This window comes from Amycolatopsis sp. SID8362, from assembly GCF_010550475.1.
Lineage (GTDB): Bacteria > Actinomycetota > Actinomycetes > Mycobacteriales > Pseudonocardiaceae > Amycolatopsis > Amycolatopsis eburnea.
This window is the reverse complement of sequence record NZ_JAAGNB010000832.1, coordinates 1-8,764: the sequence shown is the minus strand read 5'-3', so window position 1 is coordinate 8,764 and position 8,764 is coordinate 1. Positions and strand designations below refer to the sequence as shown.

Here is an 8,764-nt window from a genome sequence, read left to right as displayed (position 1 = left end):
CCGGCCGCGCGGTGATGGTCGCGGCGGGCTCGGCGCGCCGCCGCAGCCGCCGTTCCAGCAGCGCCCGGCGCGCGGCCGCGCTGCTGGTTTCGTCGATCGTCGTCACGCCTGCTCACCTTCGGCCAGCTGGGCCCGGACCTCTTCGTCGCTGAGCTGCTCGAGGTCGGCTTCCAGGCGGCGTTCGACCTCGGCGGCGAGCCCGGCCACCGTGGTGAACGAGAACAGGCCGCGGACCGGCAGCTCGACGCCGACCTGCTTGCGGATCCGGGCCATCGCGCGGATCGCGAGCAGCGAATTGCCGCCGTGGGCGAAGAAGTCGTCGTGCACGCCCAGCTTCTCGATGCCCAGCAGTTCGCCCAGCACCTCGGCGACCAGCTCTTCGGCCGCCGTGCTCGGGGCCACGTACTCGGTTTCGCCACCGAGTTGCGGATCGGGCAGCGCGGCCCGGTCGAGCTTGCCGCTCGCCGCCACGGGCAACGTCTCCAGCGTGACGAAGACGGTCGGGACCAGGTACTCCGGCAGCGTGACCCGCAGCGCGTCGGCCGCGCCGTCCGCGTTGCCGACGACGTACCCGACGAGGGTGCCCTCGCGGACCGCCACCGCCGCGTCCCGGATCTCCGGCAGCTCGCGCAGCGCCGCTTCCACCTCGCCCGGTTCGATCCGGAAACCGCGCAGCTTGACCTGCTCGTCGGTCCGCCCGAGGTACTCGAGGGTGCCGTCCCGGCGCCAGCGGGCGAGGTCCCCGGTGGCGTACATCCGGCCGTACGGGCCCTCCGGAAACCGTTCGGCGGTCAGTTCGGGCAGCCCGAGGTAGCCGTCCGCGAGCTGCGCGCCGGCCAGGTGGAGCTGGCCCGCCACGCCCGGCGGCACCGGCCGCAGGCGCTCGTCGAGGACGTAGGCGCGGGTACCGGGGATGGGGCGGCCGATCGGGACCGGGCCATCGACCGGGCCGTCGAGCCGGTGCGCCACACAGCCGACGGTCGCTTCGGTCGGCCCGTACTCGTTGGTGACGGAGATCCCCGAGAACGGCCGCACGGCCTCACCCATCAGCGCTTCCCCGCCGAGCACGAGGTCTCCGGTGGGGTACGACTCCTCCGGGAGCACGGCGAGGTGCGTCGGAGTGGCCTTGACGAAGTCCGGCCGTCCGGTGTCCACAATGGAGCCACCGGCGGTGAGCGGACCGAGCAGCGTCGTGACGGTCAGGTCGAACGACGCCGACGTGTGCAGCAGCGCGCGTCCCGCGAGACTCGGGTACGCCTCACGCGCCCAGCCCAGGTAGGTGGCGAGCGCCCGGTGGCCGATCTGCACGCCCTTGGGGCGCCCCGTCGAGCCGGAGGTGTAGATGACGTAGGCGAGGTCACCGGCGCCCGGCTGGGCGGGGTTCTCGTCGGACGACTCCGCCCACACCGCCGGATCGTCGAGGGCGAGGGTCTCGGCGGCCAGGGTCACGTCACCTGCGATCAGCACCACGCGCGCCCCGGCGTCGGCCAGGACCAGGTCCTGCCGCGCGGCCGGGTTGGCCGGGTCGAGCGGGACGTACGCCGCGCCGCTCTTGAGCGCGCCGACGATGCCCACGACGAGGTCCGCGGAGTTCGGCGCGCACACGCCGACCACGCCACCGGCCCCCACGCGGTGCGCGACCCGGTTGGCCCGCGCGTTCAGCTCGGCGTACGTCAGGACCGTGCCGCCGAGGTCCACCGCGACGGCGTCCGGCGTCGCGCGAACCTGCTCCTCGAACCGCGCCACGAACAGCGGCGAGTCCTCAGTGGACGAACCGCTCCACGATTCCACCTGGACGCGCTCGGCTTCCGACAGCAGCGGCAGGTCCGCCACCGCGATCGAGGCGTCCTCGACCGCGGCCACCAGCACGCGCAGGAACCGGTCCACCATGGACTCCGCGGTCTCCCGGTCGAACAGGTCGGTGCGGTAGAGCAGCCGGCCGCCGGTCGCGGTGAGGTCGATGGCGACGTCGTCCTTGGCGGTGGCGTAGCGGACCGGCTCGATGCCCGAGTCGGGGACGAAGTTGAAGCCGAGCTGGTAGAGCGCCTGCACGCCCGAGTCGCGTTCCGGGCGCACCTCGTCGGCGACCAGCTGGAACGGCACGCGGCCGTGCTCGATGGCGTCGAGGACCGCGGTGCGGACCCGGCCGACCAGCTCGGCGAACGCGGGGTCGCCACCGCAGTCGACGCGGATGGCCAGCTGGTTGACGAACATGCCGATCAGCGGCGCGAGTTCAGGCAGGTCGCGGCCGGCGACCGGCACCCCGACGACGATGTCGTCCACTCCGGACAGTCGCGAGAGGAGCGCGGTGTACCCGGCGAGCAGCACCATGAACGGCGACGCCGCCAGGTCGCGGCCGACTTCGCCGACCCGGTCGAGCAGCCCGTCCGGGAGGGTGAAGTCGACCTGGCCGCCGTCGAACCCGAAGTCCGCGGGCCGCGGCCGGTCGGTGGGCAGGCTGTGCACCGGCGGGAGCCCGGCGAGCCGCTCGCGCCAGTAGTCCAGCTGCGCGCGCACGACCGGGAGCTGGCCGCGCTGCCACGCCGAGTAGTCCGGGTACTGGATGGCCAGCTCGGGCAGCTTCGGCAGCCGCCCTTCCGCCACCGCGTTGCACGCCTCGTTCAGCTCGTTCGCCAGCACCAGCACGGATCCGGCGTCGAACACGGCGTGGTGCACGACGAAGGTCAGCAGCCAGTCGGCGTCGCCGAGCCGGCAGAGCTGCGCCCGCCACGGCGGCGCCGCGTCCAGCGGGATCGCGCGGCGGGCGATCGCCTCGGCCAGCTCGGCCGCCCTGGCTTCCCGCTCGGCGACGTCACACAGGTCGTGCACCTCGACGTCGATGGGGACGTCGGCGTGCACCACCTGGACGAGCTCGCCGCCGTCCATCCGGAACGCCGTGCGCAGCGCCTCGTGCCGTCCGACGACCACGCCGAGCGCGGCCCGCCACTGCCCTTCGGTGAGCGGCAGGTCCTGCCGCACCTGGCAGGGCAGGTTGTACACCGGGGACGCCGGGTCGAGCTGGTTCGACAGCCAGATCCGCTCCTGCCCGAACGAGGCCGGGAACGTCCATTCCTTCGTGTCGGTCATGTCTCCTGCTTCAGCGCTCGAGCTTGGGGATGGTGGTGGCGGCGGCCGCCGGGGCGTCGCTTTCACGTGAAAGTGACGCGCTCTGCAGTTCTTCGATCCGCTCGACCAGCGCGGCCACCGTGGAGGATTCGAACAGCGTCTTCATGGCCAGCCGGGCGCCGGTGGTCTTGCGGACCTGGGCGATGAGCTGGATGGCGACCAGCGAATTGCCGCCGAGGGCGAAGAAGTCGTCGTGGACGCCGATGCGCTCGACCCCGAGCACCTCGGCCCACTGCCGGGCGATCTCGGCTTCGAGATCGGTCCGCGGCGCGACGTAGTCGTCCTGGGACTGCTGCTGGACGACCTCCGCGACCTCTTCGGTTTCTTCGAGGGCTTCGGCGGTGACCCGGCGGGTGAACAGGTCGCGCACCGGACGGGTGCTGATCACCACCTGGCCGCCCAGCCCCGGAGTCAGCGCCCGCAGGAACGCCTCGGCGCCGTCGACCGGCCGGATGCCGCTGGAGTCCACAGTGGACCGGGAAGCGGGCGCCGTGAGCCCGCCGCTGACCGCGCCCTCGTCGACCTGGCGCAGCACGAAGTCCTCGATCTCGACGAGCACGCGGCCGTCGTCGGCGCACAGCGTCAGGTCCGCGGCGATGACCTGGTCCCCGCCGGAGTCGCGGTAGCGCAGGTGGCTGTGGAAGCTCGCCGGGAGCGCGTCGTGCACGACCACCCGGCCGTAGCTCATCGGCAGGTACGTGCCGCTCCCCCGGCCGCGGCCGAACGCGGTCGCGACGTCGAGCAGCGCCGGGTGCAGCCCCCAGCCGGGGTCGAAGACCGGCGCGGCGAGCGACGCCAGCTCCTCGTGCGTGCCGACGTGGTGGGTGCGCAGCGCGGCCCACCGCGGGCCGAAGGTGACCATGCTGGTCCGGCCGGTGCCGAAGGCGTTGCCGTCGTCGAGCACGTTCGTCCTGGCCCGCACCGCGTCGAGGTCCACAGTGGACGTCGCGGGTGCCGGGACCCAGCCCGCGGAGCCGCGGACGTGCGTCTTCGTCACCCCGCCGGCGCGGCTGGTGACGGCGAACCCGTCGCCGTCGAAGCCGACCCGGTACTCCGCGACCGTGCCTTCCGGCACCGAGAACGGCTCCAGGAAGGCGACATCGCGCAGTTCGACGACGTGGCCGTCACCCGGCTTCGGCAGTGCCGCCTCGACCGCCGCCCGCACGGTCTCCAGGTGCCCGGTGCCGGGCACGACCGGGACGCCGGCGATGCGGTGCTCGTCGAGCAGCCAGTGCGCGGCCGCCGAGACCAGGCCGTGGCAGTCCTCGCCGGTGCGCGTGGTGAGCACCGGGTGCGCGATCGGGCCGTCGGCCTTCGTGCGGGTGGACCGGATCGTCGTCGGCGCGGCCACTTCGGCGGCCATGCCGACCTCGTCCCAGCCACCCCAGTTGTGCGAGACGACCCGCGCCCGCCAGCCGTGGTCGCCGCGGGCGTAGGCGTCGAGGAAGTTGTTGGCCGCGCAGTAGTCGACCTGCCCGAAGTCGCCGGAGACCGCCGTGACCGACGAGCAGAGCGCGACGAAGTCCATCGGCAGGTCGGCGAACGCCGAGGCCAGCGCCAGTGTCCCGCCGATCTTCGGGGCCAGTACCGCTTCCGCGGCCGCCCGCTCCTTGACCTCCGCCACCCCGCCACCGGGGAGCCCGGCCGCGTGCACGATGCCGTCGAGCCCGCCGAACTCGCGCTCGGCCAGCTCGCGAACTTCCCGCAGCCGCACGGCATCGGTGACGTCGGCGGCGACGACGTGCACCACCGAGCCGGCCGCCTCCATCCGCCGGATCGCCCGGATCGCGCGCGCGGTCCGCTCGGTTCCCTCGTGCTGGTCCCATTCCTCGCGCGGCGGCAAGCCGGTGCGGGTCAGCAGGATCAGCTTCGCCCGGACGCGCAGGGCGAAGTCCTCGGCGAGGGTGACGCCGATGCCGCCGGTGCCGCCGGTGATCAGGTACCGGCCGCCCTCGCGCAGCACGGGCGCCGCTTCGGGCACGGTGACCTGCGTGTGCTCCAGGACCCAGCGCCGGCCCCGCCGCAGGGCGACCTCGGCCTCGGCCGGGCGGAACAGCTCGGCGACGACCTCCTCGGTCACGGCCTCGACGTCGATCCGCCGCACGACCGTGCCGGGGACCTCCAGCGGCAGCACCCGCGCGATGCCGGCGAGGGTCGCGTGTTCGGGCCGGGTCAGGTCGGTGCCGGTGACGTCGGCGGTGCCGCTGCTCAGCACGTCGAGCCGCACCGGCTCGCCCCAGGCTTGGACCAGGTTCAGGACGCTGAAGAACCCACGCTCCTGGGCGGCCATCCCGGTTTCGTCGCCGCCGAGGGCCCACGCGTGGACCACTCGCTCCGGCCGGTCGCCGAGGGCGGTGACCAGCTCGTCGTAGTCCGCCCGCACGCCCGGCCGCAGGGTGAACCCCGTCGGCGTGACGGCGAAGTCGGCACCCGGCCGGACCTCGGTGACCGCGACCCCGGCGTCCCGCAGCAGACCGGGCAGGACGTCGTCGTCGACGAACGCGAGGCAGGACGCGAAGGTCTCCCGCCGCAGGTCCGGGCCGGCCTGCCGCCAGGACGGCACCGCGAACCACTCGTCGAGGGGCAGCGGCCCGCTTGGCTCCTCCGGCTGGACGACCGTCCCCTTCGGATCGGGGTCGACCCAGTACCGCTTGCGCGCATAGGGATAGCCGGGCAGCGGGACGCGGTACCCGGACGTCGTGGGCTCGACGGGTACCCCGTGTGTCCACAGCAGACCGGCTGCGGCGTAAAGGGTTTCGACGTCGCCCTCGCGGTCGGTACGGCCGGGCAGGCTCGGCTGCGGGGCGGGCAGGCCCTTCGGCATCTGGCCTCGGGCGAGCCCGGCCAGCTGGTGCCCGGGGCCGCATTCGACGAGCGCCCACCGCTCGCCGCCGCCGACCAGCGTCCGCACGCAGTCGCCGAACCGGACCGCCTGGCGCAGGTGCGCCGCCCAGTACGCCGGATCCGTGGCCTGCTCGGCGGTGATCCAGCCACCGGTCAGGTTCGACAGGAACGGCAGCGACGGCGCCGACCGCGGCACGGCGGCCACGGCTTCGGTGAACTCGGCCAGGATCGGGTCCATCATCGGCGAGTGGAACGCGTGCGAGGTCACCAGCTCCCGGCACTGCACGTCACTCGACTTCAGCAGCGACGCGAAGTCCGCGACGGCGGCGGACGGCCCGGCGACGACGCACGTCCCCGGCCCGTTGACCCCGGCGATCGACAGCCCGTCCGGCAGCCGCTTCGCGACCGACTCTTCGTCGAGCTGGACGGCGAGCATCGAGCCGGCGGGCATCGACTGCATCAGCTCGCCGCGGCGCACGACCAGCCGCATCGCGTCGGCGAGGGTGAACACCCCGGCCACCGTCGCGGCGACGTACTCCCCGACCGAGTGCCCGAGCATCGCGCCCGGCCGCACGCCCCAGCTGCGCCACAACCGGGCCAGCGCGTACTCGACGGCGAACAGCGCGGGCTGGGTGTAGCGCGTCTCGCGCAGCTCGGCGTCCCCGCCACGGCCGAGGACCAGTTCCTTCAGGCCGGGCAGTCCGGAAAGCTCGCAGCACTCGTCGAACGCCGTCGCGAAGACGGGCTCGCTGCGGTACAGCTCGGCGCCCATCCCGGCGTACTGCGACCCCTGCCCGGAGAACAGGAAGGCCACCTTGAGCTCGCCGGCCTGGGCGGTGACGAGCCGGCGGGGGTCACGCAGCCCGTCGACCGCGTCTTCGGAGTCGCGCGCGACGACCACCGCGCGGTGCGGGTACTCGGTCCGCCCGGCGGCGAGGGTGTGCGCGACGTCGGCGAGGTCGAGGTCGACGTCCCCGGCCAGCCGGTCGGCGAGCCGTTCGATGGCGGTGGCCAGGGTTTCCGGCGTCTTCGCGGACACCCGCAGCAGGTGGGCCGGGTGCGGCCGGCGTGGCCGCCGCGACGCGGGCGCTTCCTCCAGGACGACGTGGGCGTTGGTGCCGCCGACGCCGAAGGAGCTGACCCCCGCCCGGCGCGGGGTGTCCGCCGCCTCCCACTTGGTCACGGTCGTGGCCGGGTGGAACGGGCTGTTCGGGAAGTCGATGCCCGGGTTGGGTTCTTCGTAGTTGATGGTCGGCGGGATCAGCCCGTGCTCCATCGCGAGCACCGTCTTGATCAGCGCCACGACGCCAGCCGCCTGGGACAGGTGACCGATGTTCGACTTCACCGAGCCGATCGCGCACCAGCCGGTGTCCGGCACGCCGTGGCCGTACACAGTGGACAGCGAGGTGATCTCGATCGGGTCGCCCAGCGCGGTTCCGGTGCCGTGCGCCTCGACGTAGCCGATCGTGCGCGGGTCCACCCCGGCCATCCCGACCGCCTGCGCGATGGCCTCGGTCTGCCCGGCGACGCTCGGCGCGGAGAAGCCGACCTTCGTGGCGCCGTCGTTGTTGATCGCGTTGCCGAGCACGACCGCGCGGATGTGGTCGCCGTCCTCCAGCGCCTGGGACAGCCGCTTGACCAGGACCACGCCGACGCCGCTGCTCCACACCGTGCCGTTGGCGCCGGCATCGAACGCGCGCACGTGCCCGTCCGGGGAGGTGAAGCCTTCGACGCCCATGTACCCGATGCCGTGCGGCATCTCCAGGTTCACCCCGCCGGCCAGCGCGAGGTCGCACTCGCCGTTGCGCAGGGCCTCGCACGCCAGGTGCACCGCGACCAGCGACGTCGAGCACGCCGTGTGGATCGCGAGGCTCGGGCCGCGCAGGTTCAGCTTGTAGGACACCGACGTCGTCAGGTAGCTGGGCTGGTTGCCGGTGGACATCCCGATGCCGCCGTGCTGCGAGGCCATCACGCGCTCGTTGCGCAGCAGGTTTTCGATCAGGTAGCCGGTCCGCCCGGTGCCGCCGTAGACGCCGATCGCACCGCCGTAGCGGGCCGGGTCGTAGCCGCCGTCGGTCAGCGCCGAGTGGCACGCTTCGAGGAAGACCCGGTGCTGCGGGTCGGTGATCTCGGCTTCGCGGCTGGTCATGCCGAACAGGTCGGCGTCGAACTCGTCGAAGCCCTCGACCACCGTGGTCGCGTTGACCCAGCTGGGATCGTCCAAAGTGGCCGGATCGGCGCCGCGGGCGAGCAGTTCCTCGCGGGTGGCGGGCTTGATGGACTCGACCCCGTCGACGAGGTTGCGCCAGAACTGCCGGAGGTCGCCGGCGCCGGGCACCCGGGCGGCCATCCCGACGATGGCGATGGGTTCGGCACCCGGTTCGAGGTCGTTCGTCACTGCGGTCGCTCCTGTTCGTGGCCGGTCGTGCCGGCACTGCGGCGGGGTCTTCTGGACGGGGTGCGCCCCCGGCGGGCGGCGACCCGCTCGGCGGCCCTGGCGAGTTCCGGGCTGGGCGCGGCCCCCGCGTGGAGGTGGGTGGCGAGGGCGCGGACGGTGGGGTGGGTGAAGAGGTCGACCATCGGGATCCGGCGGCCGAGCCGGGCGGTGACCTCGGCGTGCACCTTCGCGAGGGCGAGCGAATGCCCGCCGACGTCGAAGAAGTTGTCGGTCACCCGGACGGCGTCGAGGCCGAGAACTTCCCGCCAGGTCGCGGCGATCAGGGCTTCGGTCGCGGCCAGCGCGGCCGGGTCGACGACGGCTTCCGGCCGCGGCCGGGACACCGTCGCCGCTTCG

The 8,764-nt window shown here is 73.6% G+C and carries 3 protein-coding genes; all 3 read right to left on the bottom strand.

The features are described from left to right. Positions 1-102 precede the first annotated feature (102 nt). Positions 103-3,087: a non-ribosomal peptide synthetase gene (locus G3I65_RS25950; protein ID WP_160698424.1), complete on the bottom strand. Its 2,985-nt coding sequence runs from the start codon at positions 3,085-3,087 to the stop codon at positions 103-105. Between the two features lie 10 nt (positions 3,088-3,097). Beyond that, the gene (locus tag G3I65_RS25945; protein WP_160698423.1) at positions 3,098-8,368 is read right to left on the bottom strand and encodes a type I polyketide synthase; all 5,271 of its coding nucleotides are present in this window, start codon (positions 8,366-8,368) and stop codon (positions 3,098-3,100) included. After that, positions 8,365-8,764: phosphopantetheine-binding protein (locus tag G3I65_RS25940; protein WP_160698422.1), on the bottom strand; the 400-nt coding region annotated here is incomplete at its 5' end. The genes G3I65_RS25940 and G3I65_RS25945, both read right to left, overlap by 4 nt.

Bases quoted from the DNA above. Each gene is read 5' to 3' on its own strand.
- G3I65_RS25950 (WP_160698424.1), bottom strand. From the start codon at position 3,087: ATGACCGACACGAAGGAATGGACGTTCCCGGCCTCGTTCGGGCAGGAG.